Genomic DNA, 21,671 nt, shown 5'->3' on the forward strand with positions numbered 1-21,671 from the left:
CTTACATTATTTTTTCAAATTCTAATCTTGTCATTGTTGTAACTTTTCCATTGTAGTAAACTTTATGTGGCCACTTTACAAAATCTAACCTTACTATTGGTTCAGGATAGCACCTACAATTATAGATATTACCAGCATGATAATATCCTACATTCTTTTCATTTATTAATACTTCTGGACTAGGTGGATTATCCCAACATACTAAAACATTATTCATATGATCATGTGAACTTCTAACTCTTTGGTCGTTTGAAGTTCTCCAATTATACCACCTAATGCCTATATTCTTACACCTAGATTCTGTTAATGCAGTACTTGTTTTACTTACTTCTGTTCTAGCTATTAACTTAGCTTTATATTCAAACATATATGGTACTTTTTTTTCTAAATCTTTTGCTATTTCTTCAGACCTTCTACCTTTAAAAGTTTCATTTTTTATATGTTCTGTTAATTGTTCTGATATACCTATAGGCATACTTTTTATTATTTTTGCATTTCGATCTATTTGTTCTTTTACATATATTCCAATAGGACCATGTAATTCATTTTTTAATGCTTTATATATTCCTTGTCCTTTGCTATTTACTCTTGCTGCCTCTCTCCATGTACGACCTGCATCAGAGAATAAACTTGTTACCATCTTTAAAGCCACACTTTCAGCATATTGATTGAATTCAGGACTGTTAGAAATTCTTTTTAATTCTCTTACAATCTCATAACTAGTTGTAAATCCTATCAAATTTTTACTTATACTTTTTGAAAGTTGTTTTAATGCCCTTTTATATTTCTCTTCAATTTTTCTTTTAGGTTTCCATAAATCTTTAGCTGTATTTTTAGTTGGTACCATAATACACCTCATATACATATACTCTATTGAATTTAAATATCATCATTTAAATTCAATATATTTTCTTCATTGGGTAATGGCATATCACCTATAGTATCAAGATCATCATCTGCTTTTGCTATATCTTCATCTGTTATATTTGTAAACATTCCAGTTGTATCAGACATTTGTTTTAATTCTTTTAATGCAGTCTTTTGGCTTATTATTCCTGCATTAACAACATTAATAATTGCATTAGTTTTTTTATCAACTATATTTGCAAGTTCATCCTCGGATTGATTAGCTATAGGATTAAATGTCCAATCTAAATCATCTGGAATATATCCAAACTCACTCATAAACATTATTGGTAACATTTTATCAAATATTGGCCCTAGTTGAGACTCTTGTTTCTGATCTATTAAATCATAATAATTTTGCATATCGCTTTCACCAGTAGCACTTAATCCTGCTGGACTTCTACCAAATAACTTAGTTACTGGTATTTCTGCTGCTCCTGAAATATCTAACATAAAACTTTGATAGATATCATTTAGTCCTGCAAAAGTATACTGATGTGTTTGAAAATCATCTTCCTTATTCATAACACACATTCCCATGTTATTCATTAGTTGATTTTGCATAGAAAGTACATTATACAATTCTATTTTAGACTTTTCATCACCTATTGCTAACATCTCTCCTAAATCTGACATTTTATATACTCTTAAATTTGCTAAAAATATCAATTGAGCTATATTCCAACTAGTATTGTCCCTTTTCTTTAATTCATCAAAAACAACTTCTACTTCTGATGCACCCCAATTATTTTCTGCATATCTTTCTAAGTAAGGTAATTCTCTACCAGTAAATCTAAGTACTCTACTATGGTGCACTTTTATGCTATCGCCACTTTCAAGAAACCACTGATAATATTTAGGAAGTCCAAAATCAGGACTTGATATATTATCAATTATTTCACTTGATGGAAATAATCCTGACCACCTATCACTTACTATCAAACCTTTAAATGCACCAGGCATAATTGAATCATAGTCTAGTGGTTCATCTAATATATTTTCATGTCCTTCAATTATTACAACTGCTCCTGCTCCACCATATAACCTACCCCATTTTAATGCTTGTAATATACTTTTCTTTATTCTAGTAGTGCGTTGTAACTTATCAAACCTTTTTATTTGTTCTGGTTCTAATTGTGTGGTTATATTTATCCAGTTCTTACACATATCTTCTGGAATACAATCAATTATTTTTCTTATAATCCAATGTGATCTATACAAGCTATTCATTAGATTGTAGTCTTGTGTTAATCTCGTCATTGGATATTCAGTGCTTTCTAATAAATTAGGAGTTCCAAAGCCAAGCCTGGCTAATGTATTAGTAAATGCATCCATTGTATAGTTAGAATTTCTATTTTTAGGATTAGTCGCTTTTCTATTCTTAGCCTTCTTTTTTGACATTAACTTACCTCCTTTCTATTAAACAATAAAAAAAGCCAACATATTCTAAATGCTAGCTTTTTTTATTGTTTAATATTCTATATACTGTAGATCTACTTAAATTAGTTTTCTTTACAATATCAACTATTTTATATCCTTCTTTATATAACATTTCTACTATATCTGCATTTTCATTTTGTTTATTAGGCCTTCCACCATTTCTGCCCCTAGCCTTTGCACTTGCCAAACCCTCCTTAGTTCTTTGAGATATTAAATCCCTTTCAAGTTGACTTAAACCACTCATGACAGTTAATAAAAAATCATTATATGGATTATCTGATGTAGTGTCTAACCATGTATCTTTAATACTTTTTATTGCAGCTTCTTTTTCTTTTATTTTATCTATAATACTTAATAAATCTTTTGTACTTCTACTTACCCTAGTTAAATCTGTAATTATTACTGTATCACCACAACGTAATTCATCTATCATTTTATTAAGTTGTTCTCTATTTATTTTTGTACCTGTTATTTTTTCCTGATATATATTTCTTGGATCTACACCATATTTTATTAATGCATCTATCTGTCTATCTAAGTTTTGCTCTTGTGTACTAACTCTTGCATATCCTATTAACAATATAATCAACTCTTTTCTTTATTAATTAATTATATTGTATCATAAACGTATCAAAATTAAAATAGTTTTTGATACGTTTTAAGATACACTTTTGATATTAATTAAGCCTTATTTTTAAATATATTAGATAATGTGTCATAAACATTCGTTTTTGAAACATTATCGTGCAAGCCTTCTAGGTTTAATTATTGTCTTAACAAAATACCTTAATGCATCTGCTCCATGGTCATTTTCCTTGACTGGTTTTTCTTCTCCACGTTGGCAAGCCTTTTCATCCCAGACATAACTTAATATATCTCCTAAACTTCTTTTGCATTTCTTTTTTACAACTTTAATTCTTCCTTGTTGAATTAAAGTAGCTGTCATTCTTATTCCATCCAGTACTTCATTATCAGCTGCCTTTATTCTGTAACCTCGATTTCTCATTTCAGCTTTAAATGATGCAGCACTTGGGTCTAATATTATTGCAACTGGTGATGGTCCTTCTTTGATAAATTCTTCTAAGTCATCACCATATTGTTTATCTGTTTTCTGTGCCATTTTTTCCTTACTGTCATAATAATATTCTCTAGTTACCCAAATATCAGTACCATCATCGTATATATCTAAAAATACAGTAGCATTTGTAGTACCATAATCTATTGCTATATATCTTCTTGCTATTTGTTGTAATCCTGATGGTAAATCTTCTTCTAGTATTTCATTTTTAATACTATCCCACATATCATAAATAGCACCCTCGGCCATAGCCCAGAGTCCTTGTATATACCTTTTGAAGAACACACCTACATACATACTTCTATAACGATTTTTAATTTTTTCTGTCAATGATAAATTATCATCCATTGTGAAATGTAAATATAAAAGATTCTTTTCTTTGGCCTTTAATATCCAATTAGTATAAAACCAATGTATAGGTCCATCTGGATTACAATTAAACCAAAATTTACTTCCTTCAACAGAGCAACGACCTGTACCTTGGTTTGCAAAACTTTCAGGCATTAATGCTACTTCATCAAAGAATATTCCAGCTAATGTTATACCTTGTATTAAATCATTTGAGCCTTCATCTTTACCACCAAATATATAAAAGTAATTAGTTTTTCCATTTCTAGTTATTTCAATATAATTGTCAGTTTTATGATCCTTATATTTATACCCTCGACTTATAAGCATTATTTTAAGCCAAAACCAAACATTACGTCTAAAACTACCTACAGTTTTACCACACATACCAAAGTTCTGACCATCAAAGTTTTCCATAGACCACATTATAAAGCTTAAAGACATAGAAACAGTTTTACCACTTCTAATTGCTCCATCTGCAATAATACCATCTGCATCTTTAACTGGACTATTTTCAGTCCACCAATTTAAGACTTTCCTTTGTTTTTTTGAAAAAGGTTTAAACTTAAAGCTTAATTTATTTTTATTCTTCTTCTTCATCTGCCCAATCTTCCTGTGCTGTTCCATTTAATGCATTTATAAATCCATCATCTTGTACTGTTTCTTCTTCATCATCTATTGTTAATATTTTTATTTCTGCTTTAAGCTTTTCTATTCTTAACTTTTGTTCTTCTGTTGCTAAATCCCAATTCTTATGTAGTAACTCCTCATATGTCTTTATCATGCCTTCTAATGTTTTCATTGCTTTTGATTGTGAATTAAGAAATCTTTCTTGCTTATCCCAGGCAAACTGTAAAACATATTCGTATTCTTCTTCAGTAGAGTTAGTATTCGTTTTTTCAGTTTTTCTATTATTGCTTTTAACTTTAGATTTTTTTAATTCTTTAGTTAAATCCTTATGACTTTTTACATACATTATTTTTTGACTTCTTATTATGCTGGTAAAATGTATTTCTATATTAGTCCATAATATATCTAAAGTACCTAAGCCATTTTCTTGTATTTCTTTCATAATATTTTGCGTTGTTTTAGGAAGATATTTAGCTAAAAAGCCTTTATTATTAAATCTTTCTGGATTAATATATTCACCATGTTTAAAAGCATTTATATTGCCTTTTACTGCTCCACCCCCTGAATTTCCAATTGCATTTTTATTTCCTTTTGGAGCACCTGCTTTACTTTTTCTTATTCCTAACTTTTTATCCCACTTATCATTATTTTTCCACTTTCTAATATTTGCAGGATCTTCATTAAGAATAGCTGCTATTTCTTTAGGTTTTATTTTTCCTTCTTTATCTTTATAAATATTGAAAGCTAATTCTCTATTTTCCAATTAATCACCACCTAAAAAAATAAAGCCATGTATTTAAACATTGGCTTTTAATTTCTTAACTTCTCTTATTAATGTACTTTTACTTATTCCTGTTATTTCTGCTACTTCATTATAGCTTTTATCTCCACCATTTACAGTTAATAAACTTAATGCATGTTCTAATTGTTTATTACTATATTTTTGTGGCCTACCTTCTTTAAAACCTTCTTTTGTTTTTGCTATTGCCTTACCTGCTTGTGTTCTTTCAATTATCATTGCTCTTTCAAATTCAGCAAAAGCTAATAAATTTGTTACAATTAATCTTCCCATTGGTGTATCTTCTATTAATCCCATATTTAGTATATGGATTTTAACACCCTTATTCATAAGTTTATCTATATACTGTAGTCCTTCTTTAGTTGTTCTACAGAATCTATCTAGCTTAGTAACTACTAAAATATCTCCATCTTTTATTTCATTCAATATACTATTAAATATTTCTCTATCTTTAGCACCTGAATAACTTTCTTCTATTAATTTAGCAGTAGGATAATATTCTAATATTTTATTGCCTTGTTCTTCTATACTATTATTATCTACTTGACCTTTTGTACTTACTCTACAATATCCATAAATTTTACCCATTTTCATAACCTCACTTTTGAAACCAAGTTTTGACACCTTCTTATACATTGATTATACGTCTTTGTAATATCGGTGTCAATACTGTTAAGTTATGAAACTATAGCATTTTAAACAACTATTGACTTAGTAGCTATTAGCTGTTACTATATAGCTATGATATTTATTTCATTAGGAGGTTTAAAATATGATAATAACTAAAAACACATCTCTTCAAGATCTATTTAATGAATCAGTTAATACCTTATCCGACTTACAACCTGGAGAAATATTTATAGTAAAACAACTATTTAGAGGGTTTGAATGGGAACGTATAAGCAAGGGAAACCGCACTAAATTAGGTTCTATGTTCTTTAATTATGCAAATAGTGCTGGTTCAAGTATTATTCAACCATTAGGGAAAACACCTCAAAACCAACAACAATATAAAAAATTATAAAAAAGTACCTTCAATTGTGATTTTTTATTCTCTAATCATTAAATACTATTAAGTCATGATACTATAGGAGTACTTACAAATTAGTAAGTACTCCTATAGCTTTGTAATATTTTTTTTAATTCTAAGTTATATTCTTTTACAAGTGCATCATTTTTTCTTTTAATATTTTTATAGATTTCTTGAATTGTCATGCTTACATTTATTACACAATTTCTTATATTATTGACTTCATAAGACATTTTATCAAATCTAAATTGTCGTTCAAGTAAGCATTTTATAAGATAAAGTCTTTGCGATATATTTTCAATATCTTCAAGAATATTTGTAGATTGTAATAATTCATTGCTTAAATTTGAGACATCCTCATAATTTGATATTTCTTCAAAATTTGATACTGTATCTGATATTATTTCAAGTTCTCTTATTGGTATAATAAAATTTTTTTCTATTTCCATTTTTATTTCTTCCTTTCTTTTTTTTCTTATACCAACGATATTACTCATAATAATAATAATATACACAAATAATTTTCCAAATATATCTCATATTAGTATTTTCAATGGCTCTAGAAGTCAATTGAGTCTGTATCAGTTGCATTCTCAACCTTTTTTATACAATTATTGATTTTACTGTATAATACTTGTTTTGTTACATAAATTGTAATAAAACTATTAAAAAACTGTCCCTTTATACTAATAAAGAAAGACATTACTCTTTTTTTATTTCTACTACTATATATCTCTATTTTTTTACCATTAAAGTCTTTTAAATAAAAAAAAGGAACACCTATGGTTAAAAAATATATTTTTAGCTGTTATCCGATATAATCATCTACAGCTAAAATTGACTCTTCCTCTTCTTCTTCATCCAGTCCTATATATATTCTTGTTATCTCTGGACTAGAGTGGCAAAACATTTTTTGAACTAATAATAATCCATAGCTCGCCTCTTTACCACTTTTTATTGCATTCTTATATATGATATATCCATAAGTTTTCCTTAATCCATGATTGCATACAGAAAATTTTATATTACATGCTTCAGTTGCTCTATTTATAACTCTACATGTTTGTTTTGAATCTATAGGTTCTCTTTTATTTGTAGGTGATGGAAATAAATATTCCCAATCCTGTTTATCTTTAGTGTACTCTTCTAAGATTAATCTTAGATTATCTTTTATAATTGCTTTTCTAGGAACTAGTGTTTTTTTAAACTTATCTTCACAATACTCTTTCCCTTTTTTCTTTTTAAGATTAGTCCTCTTTTTCTTAGTTGTTTTTTGCTCAATTATCTTAAAATATCCTTTTTCTAAGGATTCTCTAGTTTCTCCTACTCTTAATTTAACTAAATCACCTACTCTATATCCAGTACCTAATGCAACCTGACTAAAAACATATACAACTTCATCATATTCTTTTAACCAGGCTTTAAATGCTTTTAAGTCATTTGGATTTTTAATTGGCTTAGTTTTACTTCCCACCGAACCCCACCTGCCTTATGGCACCACCTGGTCCTCGCTTATATCTGTAATTACCCATAAGTTGTTTTAAATCTCTTTCGGATAATTTTTCTTTTTTCTTTTTATTATGCTTTTCTAGTTTTATATATATATCAGGCTGATTATTTTTTATTATTTTTCCTACTTTCATAATATCACCCTTGTTTTTTATTTTATTATAATTTGGTGACTTTTACATGTATTATAGCGCTGCTCATATCCTCGCATGCTCCCATTACTTTATTCCTTAATTACTAATAATTAAGTCCATATTATTAATTTAATTTTCAAAGAACAAAAGGAACCTTGCTTATTTGCAAAGTTCCTTTAACCTCAAAATCTATATTGCTTTGTTTCTGACACCTTTGGTATCATACATATATGTTACATCTATTTTTTTAATTTGTCCTTATTTTTGTCCTTAATTTTTCCCTAATTTGTCCTTATTTTTTCCTTAATTTATCCTAAGTGTATAATGCAATAACAAATTTTCTTATTGCCTGTTTTTTTAACTTGTAGAATTCATTTTTATTTATGTTTAACTCATTTAAAAGTCCTTTTCTATTATTATTATATATATCTGTAAAATAACATTTTTCTATTATCTCTTTGCTTTTGGGATCTAATTTACTTAAAACTGTTGTTATTATCTCAACTATTCTTTCCTTTTCTTCCTCGTAAAAATACTGATTTTCTACTATAGAACTTCCATTAAATAATGGTTTAACCTTTATTTTATTCCAATTTGTAGCTTGTCCAAGTCCTGAAGCTTCTAATGAAATTAAAAAATATGGATAATCCCTTAAATCACTTTCTACCAACTTTACTGCTTTCTTGTATTCTTTTTCATCCATGACTAAGCCTCCTTAGTTTATTTTTGTTTTACTCTAAGAATATATGACCTTGCCCAGTTTCTTGCTTTATAACCTATTTTTACTAAGCCTTTTACTTATTTTTCATTCTCCTTTTATATTTGTTATATTATCTAACTAATTCTTTAGTTGTTATTCCTTCAATATTTCCTATGCTTACACCAAGCAATCTTTCTTTGCTAGCTTCATGGTCTATCCTATAACCCGTTATATTCCCAAGCCTATCTTGAGCAATAATTATTTCCTCGCATTTAAACTCTATCACATTTCCACTTTTCATATAAATCTTAGCTTCAACCATATTTTTACTCCTTTACTTTATATTTGAATTATGATTTAATTTCCTTTTTACTAATATAAATTTGCATAACATTTACATAACATTTTGATATTAAATCATGTATTAATATGATTTCAGATTTATCAAGTTCACCAAATTTATAATTCAACTCTACTCTTGGTACAGATAATCCATTAATATTATCTAATTCTACTGAAAATAATTTCATAACATCACCTTCTTAATTTATTGTTATAAAAAAATACCGTAAATTCATTTCTGAATGATACGGTATTAAAAAACTCTTTTTATTGATACAAACAACTTTCGGCAAAATTTCTACCAAAATCATTAATAGTAATAGTCTGCTTCTTAATCATTATTTGTATCTCATTTTCTTTTTCTTCATTTTTACATTTCTCGTATTTCTTTAAGACAAAATCATTTTTCTTAATTAAATTATAATTATAGCTCTCAATGCCTTCTTCCACAAGTGTTAGAATACCTAACCTACAAAGATTTTGGATGCTTGAAGATACTAAAAATGGATCTTCTTTATCTATTATATCAGGTACAAATATTTTTGGCATCGCATCAAGATAAGTGTTATTATCAATTGCCATTAGCACACGTGCACATGGTATATTGTTATGATATAAAACAATTTTTTTTAATACGACTGCATCTAATGGTGACATAGACTTTATGATATCTACATATGCTGGATGTGTATTTTTAACAGTATCATAATTCATGGCTGATGCTAATAGATTCATGTACATCTCTCTAAGTTCTTTTGTGTCGAATGTGTATTTTAGTGCCTCTAGTGTCGGACCAGCTATATTTAAAGGTGGCTCAATTAACTTATCATCTGGTATCTTTTCTATTTTTAATTTAAAAGATTCCTCAAACTCTGCAAGTTTGCATTTATATTTTATATTAGCCTTTTTAATTGGATACAGTAAAACATTGTTAATAAGTCCAACAATTGCTTGTAATGCTTCTCCACTCTCTTTTACAGCTGGCTTTAATCCATCATAATAAATGTCTTTGGATCCCTCTTTTAGTACCTCTGTACCTACTTTTTTAATTGAATTTTCACTCATTCTTACTCTCCCCTATATAAACTTAAATTAATATTTTTCTACTTTTTATATAAATTGTAACATTATGTGGTACATTTCATCAATGAGCTTATATCCATATTTTAATACCGTATTATTCAATTTTCAAAGAACATGATTCGCCTTATAATCAATTTACAAACTACTCTTCATATTCCACAACTATCTCTTCGCTATCTCCATAACTGTCTAGAATTATATTTTCATATCCTTCACTTATTCTCATAATTAATATTTCAAAATCATTTAAATGTCTTAAACTTCTTAAATCTGTAGTTTTCATATATTGGCTAGTATATTTACTATCTTCTGTTGGCTTCCATGCATGTATGCTAAATTCAAATTTTAAATCTTCATCTTCTTCACATTCAAATCTAACCATGAACGTTTTATAACTGCTCCATGTTTCACTAACTTCTTCAACATCAAAACTTGTAGTGATATATGCACCATCACAATCAAAGTCTAATTTATCTTTATCAACTTTATCTTCACAATATTTATTCCACTCTGAGAAGATATCACTTATTTTTAGTTCTCTTGGAATATTTTTACTTGCTATTAACTCCTTAAAATTTTCAAGTAATTTTTTATTTTCTAAACAACTATTTTTTAATACATCAGTTAGTACACTATCCAATTTAATAATGTACTGTGAGTAATCATAACTTTCTAAATACGGAATCATAACTGATTTTACTTTTTCTTCTACAACCTTTTTTACATCTCCACCCCAGCTAAACATATCGCTTATTGATGTTTCTATACACTTTTCTAATTGCTCTGCAATTACTTTTTCTATAATCCCTTTTTCAATTTCCTTTGTAATACAATCCTTTATACTATTTTCTAAACTATTCATTTTAAAATTCCTCGCTTTCATTTTTATATTTTAATCAAATATACTTATTTGTTTAGTTGAAGCAAATAGCCTCGGTTCAACTAGTACTGGATAATAATTAGTAACTGTATTCATATCCTCATACTTAAATTTTTTTTCTAATTCCTCTAATGTTGTTCCATCAGCTTTAAACGTTACTGGACTATCTCTGTCCATTCTAAGCATTTTATTCCATAAATCGGGATAATGCCTTCTTAAACTTCTCAAACTATTTAAGCTTTGCTTCGGACATAAATAACATCCTAACCTTTCAAATTTCCAGTACATTGGATTTCTAAATCCTTTTTCTTTTATATAATTTAGACAACTACACTCATTCATTCCTAATAAATATAATGGAGCAATACAATTGCTTTTTAATCTTTTATATCTTTCAGGTTCATCTGCCGCTATACCTACATATCGCTTATGATCTCCAACTTGTTTAAAGTATTTATTTAATGGTTTAAGTTTTAACCGACTATTGCACCAAGCCCCTATCATAAAAGGCCATCCCCATATTTGCCCTTTTCTTTTGCCTGTATTATTTACTGTATAAAAATACTCCTCAAATGTTTTTTCTGGTTTTATCCAATTAAACTCAACATTAGGTTTTAATTCTTTGAACTTTCTTTCTGCTATTCTTATAATGTTTCTTTGTTCTCCAAACTCTAAGCCTGTATCACAAAACACTATTCTATCTAAAGGCAATCCTAATTCTATTACTTTTAGTATCATAGCTGTACTATCTTTTCCTCCACTAAAACTAGCTATATATTGCATTAAGATACCCTCCTATATTCATACTTGATATTTTCTTCCATAAGTTCTGCATATATTTGAGTTGTAGCAGGACTTTCGTGTCCCATTATATGTTGCAATGTTGGTAGCGCCATGCCATTGTTTAATTTTTTAGTAGCAAATGTGTGCCTAAGTAAATGCGGGTAGATTGATTTCTCTATTCCTGCTCTTTGAGCAATATTCTTTATTTCTCTTTGAATACTTCTTTGTCCTAACCTCTTATGATTACCTTTACCTACTACAAATAAGGCTTCATTGTTATCTGTTCTTGTTTCTAAATATTTTTCTAATGCTATTTTGGTTTTTACATCAAAATAAACAATTCTTTGTTTATCTCCTTTCCCTATAACTTTTAAACTTTTCTCTGACCAATTAATATCAGCAATATTTATGTTTACTACCTCGCTAAGTCTGCATCCAGTGCTACTAAAAAACTCTATCAATGCCTTTTCCCTCTCGCTTTTACATGCAGCCTTTAATATTATTAATTCTTCCTCTGATAATGCATTTCTTAATCGTTTTGGTTGTTTAGTTTGTTTTAGTTTTTTAGCTGGATTTTTAGGAATGTATTCTTCATCATTCAGCCATCCGAAAAATGACTTTAGATGTGATATTGTTGTATTTACACTACTTGGCTTCATATCCTTACACCTTTGTGCAAGATACATTCGCAAATCAATTGTGCTTATTGTTGCAACTGTTTTATGCATGTAACTTGCAAATATACTTAAGTTATATTTATAACCTTTAAGTGTTTTATAACTTAATCCATCTAATTTTTTACTTGCTATATAAATTGCTATCTTTTCTTCTATATCACTTACAACTAGTGCTTTTTCCTTTGGAGTTATATCATACTCATACAATACTTTTTCTATTATTCCACGTATTTTTAATTGTTCTTTGTATTCCTTAAACTCCAAAGATAATTTGCCAACTAATTTAATAACTACTTCTTCTATGCAATTTGAATACATTCCCTATTCCTCCTTACTTTTTCCTACTCTCCTATTTCAATTTTCACTAAAATATTTCTTTAATTTTTTACGTTGCCAACTATATAACATTCTATGTTTATATGCTATATCTATCATCTTAGGTTCATTTTTTATCTTTATATACACATACATATAAAACTTAGCCCAAGCCATTTTCCAAAACATATCTCTTATGTCATATAATAAATCGTCAAGTTTCCGCCCTAACTCTTCAAACATTTTTATTGCTCCTTTTAATTGCTTATAGTTTCTATGCACTCTAGTATTTCTTTAACTTTATAAATTGTAATGTTATATGCATTTTTTGCTTTTAAACATTTTATTTTTTTAACTAAATCTTTCTCGTTATAACAGTGATCCATATATTTAAGTTTTAAAGTATCACCTTTAAAAAAATAATTTATTCTATAAAATTGTTGTGTTTCCATTTATATTCACTTACTTTCTACATACACAAAATCTTTATAAATTTTAAGTTTATTTTTCTTTTTATATGTGCCTATTATTTGTTTTTTCTCTTTTAGGTTCTTGTAAGGTATTGCTCTTATAATCTTCATTCTTACCTCCTAAAAAATTTAATTGTTCAAAATCTTCTTCTAATTGAAAATACAATTCTCGATATTCCCAACCTCTAGAAAATTTTTTCTCACCTTCTTTCAATTTCATTTTTACTACCTTCTTTTTTTAATTTTCTGTTGGCAGCTTGTAAAAGTTCTATAATGTCTCCATTCTCAAAGTAGCCTTTGACTACTTCTTCTGCTAATTTACTAATTAGGTTTTCTTTCATACTTTTTTTGCTCCTTAACTACCAGCTTGTCTAGTTGTTCACTGATATATATGGTCCTTGAATCTAATAATCCATAAAGTTCTATTGCTCTATACATTGACTCTCTTAAATCCTCCATACATATCTCCCCTTTAATTTTCTATTCTTATAATTTCAAGGGTTTCTCTATTAACAAACTCCTGAAAAGTGCTTGTATTCTTAACACATAAATACAACTTAAAGTTATATCCTTTTGCTAATAACATTGATTTTTGTTTTCTTGTAAGATTTTTACCGTTTTTCACTTTCTATTCCCCCATTTTCCTATTTTATGGCTGTCCTCTTCTTTTACCATAACGTGGTAAGTCCATACACTTAGATACTTCTCTTGCCATATAAGCATTAAACTCTTTGTCTTTAAGTTGAGCCTTTTTTATTTTTTGTTTTTGAATTGCTTTGTAAGTTTGTTTTGCTATGTTGCTCCAATCCAATTAACTCACCTCTCTTATTTGACTAATATGAAATGTTGTATTACACATTTTCCCTCGCTTTTCAAAATCAATACTGTATGCATCATAAGTAAAATGTTTTGACCTTACAGTTCCTTTATATGTTTGTCCATCATAATCAACTAAACATTTTTCTCCAACTCTTAGTTCTTCTATAACTGCTTTGTCTTTTTCATAATTTTCAAATAAAATTTCATCTTTTTCATATATTGGTTCACTTTCAAATTCTAAAATCCACCCTTTAGAATTTATTGCTATTGCTTGTCCTTTTTTCTTTAGAATTATATTTTCATCACCTTTTCGCTTAATAACTCTTTCAAATTTACCTTTATTTTTACTTAACAACTCTGCCTGTTCTTCATTGTAGTTTATGGCTATATTGGTAAGAAGAATTTGGTCCATAGGTAATACTGGACATTTATTTTCTATTACAAATTCCTCTTTACCAAATCTATTTATATATAATGTTTTATACTTGTTGTTTTCTGTGGTTTCTACCCCAAAACCACCACCACAATACTTAATTATCCTGTTTAAATTACATGTATTTTTGAACTTAGATACTACTTCTGCATTACTAATTAGTGCATCTTCCTTAATTACTACTTCTCTTTCTTTTAAATTAAATATTGGATTATCAAGATTTTTAGTAACAGCTTTAGGTATATTAATATCTAAGTCAAATAGACTTAATTGTCCCTCAATCTCAATTCTTTTCAAATTACTCTTTCATCCCCTCATCATTAAATCTCCAGCCTAATAAATCTTTTTCAAGTTCATCAAAGTCATATTTCCGTTGCTCAAAATTGTTAAAACTATCTACTTTATTACTTTTGCCAGTGACATTGTTAAATTCTTTTGATTTTAATCTATCTTCTGTTCTTCCTTCTTCTCTCCAGTTGCGCAAAATACCAAAAACATATCCTAAGTTTCTATTATTATTAAACATTGCTATTTCTATTGCTTCTTTAATCCACCACCCTTTAAAATCGTTAATAATACTTTTTATATTTTGAGTAGTTGCTTTTTTAAAATTATATTTTTCACAGAAATCTTTTAAATTGTCAAAATTAATTTCAAAACTACTACCACAATAAATGTCCTCTGTAGTTGTTGTCTCTATCTCTAATTCTGTCTCTAACTCTAATTCTGTCTCTATCTCTGTCTCTGGTGGAGTTTTGTCCGGACATTTGTCCTTTTCATTTTTTGATTTGGCTTTATTACAAGGTTCTATTCGTTTCGTTGGACTTTTGTCGGACTTTTGTCCCAATTCAAGTTTGCGTTTTTCTTCTTCAATCTTTAATCGATATGCTCTTTTTCTATCTGCTTCAGTAGAACTAGATCCTATAAAATTTTGTATATCCATAAGATATATAGCACCATTATCTAAAACTTCTAATAATTTAAATTGCTTAAATAAATCTATTGCAGCTTTAACAGTATCAATATCATGACCTAATACTGCTGATAAGGTCTGTAAACTATACGGTATATAATCTGTAACCATTAATTTTCCATTTCTTTTTAAAGATTTAAGATACATTTTTAATAAAATATTTGAATATTTATAACCATTAGGTAAACTTTCTATAACCCTAATTTCTTCTCGTTCATAAAAATTTTCTTTTATTCTCAAATAATAATAAACTTGATTGTCTGACATATATTTTTTCATTCCCTCCTTTGTTTTTTATTTATTTTTTATGATATAATATTGGTGTTAGGTAACTTATCCGAGTTACCTAACTAAATTAGATTTAACAAGAGTATTAAAGTTGGGATTGTTAGGACCATATCCCAACTTTTTTCTTTATTCTTTTTTAAATCTTTTATTGATATAACCCCCAATAATATGATGCTATAAGCTATAATGAAATTTTTACCCCAATTAAACATTTCATTTTCCCCCTAAATAAATTTTGATTTTTAGTCAATTTCTACTATCCTGTTGCATATAATATATTGAGAAGGTGTTTTACTAATTTTAAAAAATGTTTTAAAATTAATAGGCTGAAAAGCCTATTTTAAGTATTTTAATGGTAGATCTAAACTCTTTTGTTCAACATTTTGTATAGTATCTTCTAAAAGTTTTATTACAAAATTTGAAGTTATATCAAATCCTCCAAATTCATTTGTTATAAACTCTAGTATATTTTCAATTGCTTCTTCTCTTTTTTCTAATGATATACATACTTTTAAATTTTCCATATTAATACTCCTCAATAAATTAATAACTTATATTTGCAAATCTTTAATATTGTTTAAATCCGTTAAATCTTTACCTTCGTAAGTGTCTAAAAATCTTGTTAACTCAGTTTTTGTTATTTTTAAACTCCCTAACTTTAGAGCTGTTAAAACATTATTTTTTATTAAGTTATATACTGCATTTTTATTTATTTTTAAAAGTTCTGCAGTCTCTGAAACTGTAAAAAGTATTTGTTCCATTTAGTTTTCCTCCCAATTCCATAAGTCTTTATTAATAAGATCATTCGGTGTTGTCTTTAGTGATTTACATAGTCTACAAACTACTTGTAGTCCTGGATTAACATATTTACCACTTTCAAGCTCTGTAAGATAACTTCTTGCCACTTTACTTTTATAACTAACTTTAGAGATTGAAAGTCCTTTAGATTTTCTTATTTCTTTTGTATTTAAAACTACCATTAGGACCTCCTATAATTTTATTCCCCCTAGTCCCCACAGTAAGTTATTTTAAAGTATTAAAGTTAAATTCCTTAAAAAATTAATAAATTATTTTTTCATTTTCATATCTAAAGGTAAGAATATCTCCTGTTTTATCAGTTACCTTTATAGAATATCTATCTAACAATTCAAGCTCTATACAATCCATTTCAAAATTACTTTTTAAAAATTCTAAAACTTTAAATTGCTCTATTGTATTTACTTTCAATATCCTCACCTCATTTTTTATTAAGGTTGCAACCCTTTATATAAGCTATAATTTCTAATATTCGATTTAACCAACCCATCGAGAAGTTTCCGTTTGAATATTTTGATTTTTTGCATTTTTTGACCTATAATTTAATTATCAGCTTGACAGAGCTGAAATAGTTTTGAAAGGTGTGCTATTTATGAGTGTACAGGCCAAAATTCATTGTATTAATTGCGATAATGATTATTATGTCTATGAAAGAAATTTATCTCGTAATCAAATAATGAATTGTCCACATTGTGATTGTGTTATGGATGAAACAATGTGGCATTCTATTTGTGATGCTATTGGATCTGTTATGGATATAAATTATCATTTTCTTAAATATCACAATGAAAGAAATGAAGATTTATTCCAAGTATCAATTGAAAATTGTTACGTACCATTAAACAAATTTAAAAAATAGAATATAAAACATATTCAAAAACATCTTTTATAATTGTTGGTGATTTATTTAAGTTTTCTTTTTCTATAAGATTAGATATATCATCAACAATTCTTTCAAACTTTTCTTTTCCTAATGTTTGTATTAACAAATTTTCTTTATCCATTTTTGTATCCACTATTAGTTCCTCCTAACCTTTACTACAAGTCAAGTTTTTTTATTTTTTCTTCCATCAGTCTATCCCCCAATTTATTAGTTTATTAAGTATTTTTTTGTTTTTAAGAAATCTTCTATTTGCTCTTGTAATGCTGGATTAAATTTTATTGAAAACCAGTATCCATTGTTGTTTAAGCTTGTTTTTAGTGCTATGTCCATATCGCTTAATTCCATTTGTATATGATTTAAGCAAAACATTATGCCTTCAATGTTAGGTTTAAATCTTTCTGTAAAAAATCCAATGTTAACTGCTAGCTCCTCTAATGATATAAATCTACTTTTGTCCTTTTTTTCTTGACTTACTTTTACATCAATTTGTGGAATTGTAATACCTGCTGACATTAATAATGAATTTACTACTTTCATCCGTTCTGTATTAGAAACTGACATTTTGCTGAGCATAGAATCCATATGCTCTATGGTTCTGTTAACATCTTCAAGTTTCTGAAATTGATTAGTTGTTTGTACTGGTTCTATAGTAATATTTTGTTTTTTTACACATTCACTAGCTTTAAAGTATGACTTTACTAATGTCCTTTGTACTTCCCATGAAAGTTCATCTTGCATTGGTTTAACCATCATTAAATAGCCTGTTTCTGTGAATATTGGTATATTCTTAGATGCAGATATTGCTTTCCTACTTACATCATTGCTTGCACTCAAAGTGTGAGCAAATTCATTTGTTTTATCTAAAATATAATAATCTTCACCCTCAATTAAGTATTTGGAATTACTTTTAAAGTTTTTCCTTATATTCTTAGTATCTACTCCATGTGCTTTAGCAATGTCCCACATAGTAACTACTCTTTTACCGTCATATTCTTTAATCATTAGTTGTTGATCATTTACTGTTAAAGTGTTACTCAAGTTCTTCTCAACTCCTTAAATAGTAGTAATGCAACAAATAGCTACCTTTTACAATTAAATTCTAAATTTTTAGCCACTACTTTTTTTTAAATAGTATACTTAGCAATTCTTTTAAACCACATTTAATTTTGCTTATAGTACTTTGTATTGCTGCTTTTCTAAACAAAGGTCTTAGTTCTTCTATTACCTGCATTGTTTCTTCATCAATAATCATTTTTTTATTTTCCAATTTTGCCTCTCCTTTACTTAATAATTTCTTTTTTAATAGACAAACTAACTATGCAATATTTAAAATTCTTTTTTTAAATTTCACAACTTAGCAATTTGCTAATATTCTTTTTAAAAAAAATTTCATCCATAGTTATTTGTGGTACTTTTTCTTTTAAAATTTGTGTTATATAAAACATCTCTGTTTGATTAAAGTCTTTTTTCCCTGTTTCTTTATGATTATATGTTGTAAGACTTACACCTAATTTCTTAGACATCTCTAATTGAGTTATATTTAATAATTTTCTATAAGCAATTAATTTATTATTCAAATTCTCACCTCCATATTAGCAATTTGCTAATGTCATTGTATTAATAATAACTTAGCAAATTGCTAATGTCAATAAGTATTTTAAACTTTTTTTAAAAAATTATGCAATATGCTAAAATTTCTTTTAATTAATTAGCATATTGTTATAATTGTATGAGGAGGAGATATTATGGATAGCTTTGGCAAAAGACTAAAAAAACTTAGATTAAATTTAAAATTAACTCAAGAACAACTTGGAAAAGTCTTTAGTGTTACGAATGTGGGAATTGCAAAGTGGGAAAGTAATGATAGATTCCCTGATAAAGATACTCTAGTAAAGATAGCTGACTATTTTAATGTTTCTATAGATTATCTATTATGCAGAACTGATAATCCTAATGCTAAAATATACACTGGTGATTTAAATGGAGATAAAGTAGAGATTGAAGTAAATAAAGACTATCCTCACGAATTAACTCCTGATGAAGTAAAAGAACTAATCGATAACCTAAATGAAGTTGGTTTTGATGTAGATAAACTTATAGAAAAAGTTAAAAACAAAGACAATAAGAAGGACTAAGCAGTTAATATAAATAAATATTGACTGCTTAGTCCTTCTAGAATCATACGTTAAAACATTCATAATAAATATCACATGTTCATGGAGGAAAATTATGAATACTTTAGGAAATCGTCTTAAAAAATTAAGAATGAATAAAAATTTAGAACAAAAAGACTTAGCACAAATTTTAAAAGTACATAAAGGAACTATATCTAATTGGGAAAATGATAAAAGAAATCCTGATAATGATATGATTGTTAAAATAGCAAACTTTTTTAATTGTAGCACTGATTACTTGCTAGGTCGTACTGATGCTTCTATAAAAACTATTGGTGATAGAATTCATAGTATTAGAGAGTCTTTAAATTTGACAGGCGAAGACTTTGGGAGAAAACTTAATGTAACTAAAGTTGCAGTATCTAATTGGGAAAACAACAATAGAACTCCTGATGTTAACATGCTTGTTAACATCGCCAAATTAGGAAATGTATCAGTTGATTGGTTGCTATGCCAAACTAATATTTACAGTAATACAAGTTTAAATGAAGATATATTCGCTATCAAAGTAAATAAAAAATATCCTTATGAATTAACTCCTACCCAAGTAAAAAAACTAATTGATAGTTTAGATGAAGTTGGTTTTGATGTAGATAAACTTATTGAAAAAGTAAAAAGTACTGTAGACTAAGTAGTAAATTTTAATAACTACTTAGTCTTTTTTTATTAGTTTATGTCTAATTTTGTTTTTAAAAGTATTTTTATGTATGAAAGTTCTGTATACAGACAATTACATAATATTTTAAAATATGTAATAATTATGGCAATAAAGGGAATATATTTACTTTTTATAATATTTTTCTTATTTTTAAAGGGGATGTTGTTATGCTTAGAAATATTTTAACTATTAAAATTAATGGACAAACTATTTTTAAAAAAGATATCTGTGAGCCGACAAGGGAAGATTTTACATGTGGAAAATGCTCGGCTATTGTAACAGAATATATTAAGGAGGTGGAGCATAATGCAAGGAAGTGTAAGAAAAAAGGGGAATAAGTGGTACTACTCTTTTGAAGTTCAAGGTGAAGGAGGAAAAAGAAAAAGAATAGAACGAACAGGTGGAAATACTAAAAAAGAAGCACTTGAAGCCTTGAATGATGCAATATATAAATATAATAATGGTTTTATAGAACCTAAAAAAATGACATATGATGAATATATGCATGATTGGCTAGAATTTATAAAAGAAAACAGAAAACTAAATACATATGAAAGATACAATCAACTATACAAGAACAATATAGCTCCATATATCGGCAATCTATTGCTTAAAGATATAAAGGCTCTTAATATAGAAAAGTTGCTAAACAAGGCAAAGAAACAAGGTTTAAGCAATACTACAGTACAAGGGATTTATGGTGTTATAAATAGTTCTCTTAATAGAGCTGTTAAACTACAGATAATAAATGATAATATTTGTAGATTCGTCGAACGACCTAAGCGAGAAAAATTTGTTGCCGAAACATTGACTATAGATGAATTTAATATGATTCTAAATGAACTTGATAAAAATAATTATGGTGATTATATGTTTTCACTAGCTTTAACTACAACACTAGAACTTGGACTAAGACGAGGTGAACTTGGAGGCCTTGAATGGAATGATATTAATTTTGATAATAATTCTATAAGGATTAAAAATAATCTTATATATACTAATAACTCAGTTGAGCTTGGAACTCCTAAAACAGAAGATAGTAATAGAGCTATTTATGCATCAAATGAATTACTATTAAAATTTAAAGCCTATAGAAAAATTCAAGCTTTAAACAAATTGGAATACGGTGAATTTTATGAGAAGAATGTTTTTAATGGTAAAACTTTTGATTTTATTTTTACTTGGGAAAATGGTAAGTATATACACCCTAATTACTACACATTAAAATTTAGTAGAATTATAAAGAAATTAGGCATAGAAAAAAAAGTAAGGTTTCACGATTTGCGACACACAAATGCAACCCTACTTTTACAACAAGGAATTGATTTCAAAACTATCCAGGTTAGGCTTGGACATTCTGACATCAATACAACCTTGAATATATACTCACATGTTACTACAGATATGCAAAAAAATGCAACTGAAAAAATATCTAGTTTATTAACCTATTCCAAATAAAAAAAATCAATGTCGGAAGAATGTCGGAAGTTTTATCTTCCTATC

At 27.5% G+C, this 21,671-nt stretch carries 39 protein-coding genes; 6 read left to right on the forward strand and 33 right to left on the reverse strand.

The features are described from left to right. Nucleotide 1 precedes the first annotated feature (1 nt). The 6 genes from BN346_RS00140 to BN346_RS00165 form a co-directional block, all read right to left on the reverse strand. Nucleotides 2-847: a phage head morphogenesis protein gene (locus tag BN346_RS00140; RefSeq protein WP_034438031.1), complete on the reverse strand. Its 846-nt coding sequence runs from the start codon at nucleotides 845-847 to the stop codon at nucleotides 2-4. A gap of 32 nt (nucleotides 848-879) precedes the next feature. Then, nucleotides 880-2,307, reverse strand: a complete 1,428-nt coding sequence (locus BN346_RS00145; protein WP_034438034.1) for a phage portal protein — start codon at nucleotides 2,305-2,307, stop codon at nucleotides 880-882. A gap of 52 nt (nucleotides 2,308-2,359) precedes the next feature. Further along, nucleotides 2,360-2,926 carry a recombinase family protein gene (locus BN346_RS00150; protein ID WP_034438038.1) on the reverse strand — a complete coding sequence of 189 codons (567 nt, stop codon included), beginning with the start codon at nucleotides 2,924-2,926 and terminating at the stop codon, nucleotides 2,360-2,362. 159 nt (nucleotides 2,927-3,085) lie between these two features. Then, the gene (locus BN346_RS00155; RefSeq protein ID WP_034438040.1) at nucleotides 3,086-4,372 is read right to left on the reverse strand and encodes a PBSX family phage terminase large subunit; all 1,287 of its coding nucleotides are present in this window, start codon (nucleotides 4,370-4,372) and stop codon (nucleotides 3,086-3,088) included. Continuing rightward, entirely contained in the window at nucleotides 4,356-5,165 is an 810-nt protein-coding gene (terS, locus tag BN346_RS00160) for a phage terminase small subunit (RefSeq protein WP_034438044.1), read from the reverse strand. Before terS ends, BN346_RS00155 begins: the two co-directional genes overlap by 17 nt. 33 nt (nucleotides 5,166-5,198) lie before the next feature. Next, nucleotides 5,199-5,789, reverse strand: a complete 591-nt coding sequence (locus tag BN346_RS00165; RefSeq protein ID WP_034438045.1) for a recombinase family protein — start codon at nucleotides 5,787-5,789, stop codon at nucleotides 5,199-5,201. Nucleotides 5,790-5,973: 184 nt separating this feature from the next. Between BN346_RS00165 and BN346_RS00170 the strand changes: the two genes are divergently transcribed. Next, nucleotides 5,974-6,225 (forward strand): DUF1413 domain-containing protein, encoded by a 252-nt coding sequence (locus BN346_RS00170; protein WP_034438048.1) that lies wholly within the window; start codon nucleotides 5,974-5,976, stop codon nucleotides 6,223-6,225. A gap of 80 nt (nucleotides 6,226-6,305) precedes the next feature. Here the strand turns inward: BN346_RS00170 and BN346_RS00175 are convergent, their stop codons facing one another. The 23 genes from BN346_RS00175 to BN346_RS21390 form a co-directional block, all read right to left on the reverse strand. Next, complete coding sequence (locus BN346_RS00175) at nucleotides 6,306-6,680, reverse strand: hypothetical protein (RefSeq protein WP_148361067.1); 375 nt, start codon at nucleotides 6,678-6,680, stop codon at nucleotides 6,306-6,308. Between the two features lie 359 nt (nucleotides 6,681-7,039). After that, the gene (locus tag BN346_RS00180) at nucleotides 7,040-7,705 is read right to left on the reverse strand and encodes a tyrosine-type recombinase/integrase (protein WP_034438053.1); all 666 of its coding nucleotides are present in this window, start codon (nucleotides 7,703-7,705) and stop codon (nucleotides 7,040-7,042) included. Next, complete coding sequence (locus tag BN346_RS00185; protein ID WP_034438055.1) at nucleotides 7,695-7,874, reverse strand: hypothetical protein; 180 nt, start codon at nucleotides 7,872-7,874, stop codon at nucleotides 7,695-7,697. The genes BN346_RS00180 and BN346_RS00185 overlap by 11 nt, the downstream gene beginning before the upstream one ends. 313 nt (nucleotides 7,875-8,187) lie before the next feature. Further along, nucleotides 8,188-8,577 (reverse strand): ArpU family phage packaging/lysis transcriptional regulator, encoded by a 390-nt coding sequence (locus tag BN346_RS00190; RefSeq protein WP_034438057.1) that lies wholly within the window; start codon nucleotides 8,575-8,577, stop codon nucleotides 8,188-8,190. A 127-nt stretch (nucleotides 8,578-8,704) separates the two neighbouring features. Beyond that, a complete protein-coding gene (locus tag BN346_RS00195) occupies nucleotides 8,705-8,896 on the reverse strand; it encodes a hypothetical protein (RefSeq protein ID WP_034438058.1) in 192 nt (63 codons plus the stop codon). A gap of 28 nt (nucleotides 8,897-8,924) precedes the next feature. Further along, a complete protein-coding gene (locus BN346_RS00200) occupies nucleotides 8,925-9,104 on the reverse strand; it encodes a hypothetical protein (RefSeq protein ID WP_034438060.1) in 180 nt (59 codons plus the stop codon). A gap of 79 nt (nucleotides 9,105-9,183) precedes the next feature. Then, on the reverse strand, nucleotides 9,184-9,981 hold the full coding sequence (locus tag BN346_RS00205; protein ID WP_034438061.1) for a DUF4393 domain-containing protein: 798 nt from the start codon (nucleotides 9,979-9,981) through the stop codon (nucleotides 9,184-9,186). Between the two features lie 160 nt (nucleotides 9,982-10,141). Continuing rightward, the gene (locus BN346_RS00210) at nucleotides 10,142-10,861 is read right to left on the reverse strand and encodes a hypothetical protein (RefSeq protein WP_034438063.1); all 720 of its coding nucleotides are present in this window, start codon (nucleotides 10,859-10,861) and stop codon (nucleotides 10,142-10,144) included. 30 nt (nucleotides 10,862-10,891) lie between these two features. Beyond that, nucleotides 10,892-11,662 (reverse strand): phosphoadenosine phosphosulfate reductase domain-containing protein, encoded by a 771-nt coding sequence (locus BN346_RS20800; RefSeq protein ID WP_034438065.1) that lies wholly within the window; start codon nucleotides 11,660-11,662, stop codon nucleotides 10,892-10,894. Further along, a complete protein-coding gene (xerA, locus tag BN346_RS00220; RefSeq protein WP_034438066.1) occupies nucleotides 11,662-12,657 on the reverse strand; it encodes a site-specific tyrosine recombinase/integron integrase in 996 nt (331 codons plus the stop codon). Before xerA ends, BN346_RS20800 begins: the two co-directional genes overlap by 1 nt. 36 nt (nucleotides 12,658-12,693) lie before the next feature. Continuing rightward, entirely contained in the window at nucleotides 12,694-12,897 is a 204-nt protein-coding gene (locus BN346_RS00225; RefSeq protein ID WP_034438067.1) for a hypothetical protein, read from the reverse strand. 14 nt (nucleotides 12,898-12,911) lie between these two features. Continuing rightward, nucleotides 12,912-13,106 carry a hypothetical protein gene (locus BN346_RS00230; RefSeq protein WP_034438068.1) on the reverse strand — a complete coding sequence of 65 codons (195 nt, stop codon included), beginning with the start codon at nucleotides 13,104-13,106 and terminating at the stop codon, nucleotides 12,912-12,914. A 61-nt stretch (nucleotides 13,107-13,167) separates the two neighbouring features. Beyond that, the gene (locus BN346_RS21375; RefSeq protein ID WP_158644417.1) at nucleotides 13,168-13,344 is read right to left on the reverse strand and encodes a hypothetical protein; all 177 of its coding nucleotides are present in this window, start codon (nucleotides 13,342-13,344) and stop codon (nucleotides 13,168-13,170) included. Next, nucleotides 13,325-13,465 carry a hypothetical protein gene (locus BN346_RS21380; RefSeq protein WP_158644418.1) on the reverse strand — a complete coding sequence of 47 codons (141 nt, stop codon included), beginning with the start codon at nucleotides 13,463-13,465 and terminating at the stop codon, nucleotides 13,325-13,327. Before BN346_RS21380 ends, BN346_RS21375 begins: the two co-directional genes overlap by 20 nt. Continuing rightward, nucleotides 13,446-13,583 carry an aspartyl-phosphate phosphatase Spo0E family protein gene (locus tag BN346_RS00235; protein WP_034438069.1) on the reverse strand — a complete coding sequence of 46 codons (138 nt, stop codon included), beginning with the start codon at nucleotides 13,581-13,583 and terminating at the stop codon, nucleotides 13,446-13,448. Before BN346_RS00235 ends, BN346_RS21380 begins: the two co-directional genes overlap by 20 nt. Nucleotides 13,584-13,596: 13 nt before the next feature. Continuing rightward, nucleotides 13,597-13,749 carry a DUF6906 family protein gene (locus BN346_RS21860; RefSeq protein WP_187372115.1) on the reverse strand — a complete coding sequence of 51 codons (153 nt, stop codon included), beginning with the start codon at nucleotides 13,747-13,749 and terminating at the stop codon, nucleotides 13,597-13,599. A 24-nt stretch (nucleotides 13,750-13,773) separates the two neighbouring features. Beyond that, entirely contained in the window at nucleotides 13,774-13,935 is a 162-nt protein-coding gene (locus tag BN346_RS21385) for a hypothetical protein (RefSeq protein WP_158644419.1), read from the reverse strand. Continuing rightward, on the reverse strand, nucleotides 13,936-14,673 hold the full coding sequence (locus BN346_RS20285) for a hypothetical protein (protein ID WP_051539792.1): 738 nt from the start codon (nucleotides 14,671-14,673) through the stop codon (nucleotides 13,936-13,938). It lies immediately after the preceding gene. Between the two features lies 1 nt (nucleotide 14,674). After that, entirely contained in the window at nucleotides 14,675-15,616 is a 942-nt protein-coding gene (locus tag BN346_RS00245) for a phage replisome organizer N-terminal domain-containing protein (protein WP_034438193.1), read from the reverse strand. Nucleotides 15,617-15,972: 356 nt separating this feature from the next. Continuing rightward, the gene (locus BN346_RS00250) at nucleotides 15,973-16,161 is read right to left on the reverse strand and encodes a hypothetical protein (RefSeq protein WP_034438070.1); all 189 of its coding nucleotides are present in this window, start codon (nucleotides 16,159-16,161) and stop codon (nucleotides 15,973-15,975) included. 27 nt (nucleotides 16,162-16,188) lie between these two features. Then, the gene (locus BN346_RS00255) at nucleotides 16,189-16,398 is read right to left on the reverse strand and encodes a helix-turn-helix domain-containing protein (protein ID WP_034438071.1); all 210 of its coding nucleotides are present in this window, start codon (nucleotides 16,396-16,398) and stop codon (nucleotides 16,189-16,191) included. Continuing rightward, complete coding sequence (locus BN346_RS00260; RefSeq protein WP_034438073.1) at nucleotides 16,399-16,617, reverse strand: helix-turn-helix domain-containing protein; 219 nt, start codon at nucleotides 16,615-16,617, stop codon at nucleotides 16,399-16,401. 79 nt (nucleotides 16,618-16,696) lie between these two features. Continuing rightward, nucleotides 16,697-16,864, reverse strand: a complete 168-nt coding sequence (locus BN346_RS21390) for a hypothetical protein (RefSeq protein ID WP_158644420.1) — start codon at nucleotides 16,862-16,864, stop codon at nucleotides 16,697-16,699. A gap of 181 nt (nucleotides 16,865-17,045) precedes the next feature. On the opposite strand from BN346_RS21390, the gene BN346_RS00265 reads away from it, so the two are divergent. Continuing rightward, nucleotides 17,046-17,312, forward strand: coding sequence for a hypothetical protein (locus BN346_RS00265; RefSeq protein WP_034438075.1), 267 nt, complete (start codon nucleotides 17,046-17,048; stop codon nucleotides 17,310-17,312). Here BN346_RS00265 and BN346_RS21395 read toward each other — a convergent pair. From BN346_RS21395 to BN346_RS00275, 4 genes are all read right to left on the reverse strand, one after another. Continuing rightward, the gene (locus BN346_RS21395) at nucleotides 17,302-17,469 is read right to left on the reverse strand and encodes a hypothetical protein (protein ID WP_158644421.1); all 168 of its coding nucleotides are present in this window, start codon (nucleotides 17,467-17,469) and stop codon (nucleotides 17,302-17,304) included. The two genes, BN346_RS00265 and BN346_RS21395, sit on opposite strands and share 11 nt — an antisense overlap. 74 nt (nucleotides 17,470-17,543) lie before the next feature. Continuing rightward, entirely contained in the window at nucleotides 17,544-18,374 is an 831-nt protein-coding gene (locus BN346_RS20290) for an ORF6N domain-containing protein (RefSeq protein ID WP_051539795.1), read from the reverse strand. A 76-nt stretch (nucleotides 18,375-18,450) separates the two neighbouring features. Next, entirely contained in the window at nucleotides 18,451-18,603 is a 153-nt protein-coding gene (locus tag BN346_RS21400) for a hypothetical protein (RefSeq protein WP_158644422.1), read from the reverse strand. A gap of 73 nt (nucleotides 18,604-18,676) precedes the next feature. Continuing rightward, nucleotides 18,677-18,913 (reverse strand): helix-turn-helix transcriptional regulator, encoded by a 237-nt coding sequence (locus tag BN346_RS00275; protein WP_034438077.1) that lies wholly within the window; start codon nucleotides 18,911-18,913, stop codon nucleotides 18,677-18,679. Nucleotides 18,914-19,081: 168 nt separating this feature from the next. On the opposite strand from BN346_RS00275, the gene BN346_RS00280 reads away from it, so the two are divergent. The 4 genes from BN346_RS00280 to BN346_RS00295 all read left to right on the forward strand — a co-directional run bounded on the left by BN346_RS00280 (nucleotide 19,082) and on the right by BN346_RS00295 (nucleotide 21,626). Then, nucleotides 19,082-19,471 carry a helix-turn-helix domain-containing protein gene (locus BN346_RS00280; protein ID WP_034438079.1) on the forward strand — a complete coding sequence of 130 codons (390 nt, stop codon included), beginning with the start codon at nucleotides 19,082-19,084 and terminating at the stop codon, nucleotides 19,469-19,471. Nucleotides 19,472-19,565: 94 nt separating this feature from the next. Further along, nucleotides 19,566-20,141, forward strand: coding sequence for a helix-turn-helix domain-containing protein (locus BN346_RS21405; protein ID WP_051539798.1), 576 nt, complete (start codon nucleotides 19,566-19,568; stop codon nucleotides 20,139-20,141). A gap of 194 nt (nucleotides 20,142-20,335) precedes the next feature. Then, complete coding sequence (locus BN346_RS21410; protein ID WP_158644423.1) at nucleotides 20,336-20,506, forward strand: hypothetical protein; 171 nt, start codon at nucleotides 20,336-20,338, stop codon at nucleotides 20,504-20,506. Further along, the gene (locus BN346_RS00295) at nucleotides 20,475-21,626 is read left to right on the forward strand and encodes a tyrosine-type recombinase/integrase (RefSeq protein WP_034438081.1); all 1,152 of its coding nucleotides are present in this window, start codon (nucleotides 20,475-20,477) and stop codon (nucleotides 21,624-21,626) included. The genes BN346_RS21410 and BN346_RS00295 overlap by 32 nt, the downstream gene beginning before the upstream one ends. The last annotated feature ends 45 nt before the right edge of the window (nucleotides 21,627-21,671 follow it).

This window comes from Clostridium ihumii AP5 (assembly GCF_000612845.1).
In the GTDB taxonomy this organism is placed as follows: domain Bacteria; phylum Bacillota; class Clostridia; order Clostridiales; family Clostridiaceae; genus Clostridium_J; species Clostridium_J ihumii.

Coding starts and splice junctions, on each gene's coding strand:
- BN346_RS00140 (WP_034438031.1), bottom strand. CDS start 847: ATGGTACCAACTAAAAATACAGCTAAAGATTTATGGAAACCTAAAAGA.
- BN346_RS00145 (WP_034438034.1), bottom strand. CDS start 2,307: ATGTCAAAAAAGAAGGCTAAGAATAGAAAAGCGACTAATCCTAAAAAT.
- BN346_RS00155 (WP_034438040.1), bottom strand. CDS start 4,372: ATGAAGAAGAAGAATAAAAATAAATTAAGCTTTAAGTTTAAACCTTTT.
- BN346_RS00165 (WP_034438045.1), bottom strand. CDS start 5,789: ATGGGTAAAATTTATGGATATTGTAGAGTAAGTACAAAAGGTCAAGTA.
- BN346_RS00170 (WP_034438048.1), top strand. CDS start 5,974: ATGATAATAACTAAAAACACATCTCTTCAAGATCTATTTAATGAATCA.
- BN346_RS00175 (WP_148361067.1), bottom strand. CDS start 6,680: ATGGAAATAGAAAAAAATTTTATTATACCAATAAGAGAACTTGAAATA.
- BN346_RS00185 (WP_034438055.1), bottom strand. CDS start 7,874: ATGAAAGTAGGAAAAATAATAAAAAATAATCAGCCTGATATATATATA.
- BN346_RS00190 (WP_034438057.1), bottom strand. CDS start 8,577: ATGGATGAAAAAGAATACAAGAAAGCAGTAAAGTTGGTAGAAAGTGAT.
- BN346_RS00195 (WP_034438058.1), bottom strand. CDS start 8,896: ATGGTTGAAGCTAAGATTTATATGAAAAGTGGAAATGTGATAGAGTTT.
- BN346_RS00200 (WP_034438060.1), bottom strand. CDS start 9,104: ATGAAATTATTTTCAGTAGAATTAGATAATATTAATGGATTATCTGTA.
- BN346_RS00205 (WP_034438061.1), bottom strand. CDS start 9,981: ATGAGTGAAAATTCAATTAAAAAAGTAGGTACAGAGGTACTAAAAGAG.
- BN346_RS00210 (WP_034438063.1), bottom strand. CDS start 10,861: ATGAATAGTTTAGAAAATAGTATAAAGGATTGTATTACAAAGGAAATT.
- BN346_RS20800 (WP_034438065.1), bottom strand. CDS start 11,662: ATGCAATATATAGCTAGTTTTAGTGGAGGAAAAGATAGTACAGCTATG.
- xerA (WP_034438066.1), bottom strand. CDS start 12,657: ATGTATTCAAATTGCATAGAAGAAGTAGTTATTAAATTAGTTGGCAAA.
- BN346_RS00225 (WP_034438067.1), bottom strand. CDS start 12,897: ATGTTTGAAGAGTTAGGGCGGAAACTTGACGATTTATTATATGACATA.
- BN346_RS00230 (WP_034438068.1), bottom strand. CDS start 13,106: ATGGAAACACAACAATTTTATAGAATAAATTATTTTTTTAAAGGTGAT.
- BN346_RS21375 (WP_158644417.1), bottom strand. CDS start 13,344: ATGAAATTGAAAGAAGGTGAGAAAAAATTTTCTAGAGGTTGGGAATAT.
- BN346_RS21380 (WP_158644418.1), bottom strand. CDS start 13,465: ATGAAAGAAAACCTAATTAGTAAATTAGCAGAAGAAGTAGTCAAAGGC.
- BN346_RS00235 (WP_034438069.1), bottom strand. CDS start 13,583: ATGGAGGATTTAAGAGAGTCAATGTATAGAGCAATAGAACTTTATGGA.
- BN346_RS00245 (WP_034438193.1), bottom strand. CDS start 15,616: ATGTCAGACAATCAAGTTTATTATTATTTGAGAATAAAAGAAAATTTT.
- BN346_RS00250 (WP_034438070.1), bottom strand. CDS start 16,161: ATGGAAAATTTAAAAGTATGTATATCATTAGAAAAAAGAGAAGAAGCA.
- BN346_RS00255 (WP_034438071.1), bottom strand. CDS start 16,398: ATGGAACAAATACTTTTTACAGTTTCAGAGACTGCAGAACTTTTAAAA.
- BN346_RS00260 (WP_034438073.1), bottom strand. CDS start 16,617: ATGGTAGTTTTAAATACAAAAGAAATAAGAAAATCTAAAGGACTTTCA.
- BN346_RS00265 (WP_034438075.1), top strand. CDS start 17,046: ATGAGTGTACAGGCCAAAATTCATTGTATTAATTGCGATAATGATTAT.
- BN346_RS00280 (WP_034438079.1), top strand. CDS start 19,082: ATGGATAGCTTTGGCAAAAGACTAAAAAAACTTAGATTAAATTTAAAA.
- BN346_RS21405 (WP_051539798.1), top strand. CDS start 19,566: ATGAATACTTTAGGAAATCGTCTTAAAAAATTAAGAATGAATAAAAAT.
- BN346_RS21410 (WP_158644423.1), top strand. CDS start 20,336: ATGCTTAGAAATATTTTAACTATTAAAATTAATGGACAAACTATTTTT.
- BN346_RS00295 (WP_034438081.1), top strand. CDS start 20,475: ATGCAAGGAAGTGTAAGAAAAAAGGGGAATAAGTGGTACTACTCTTTT.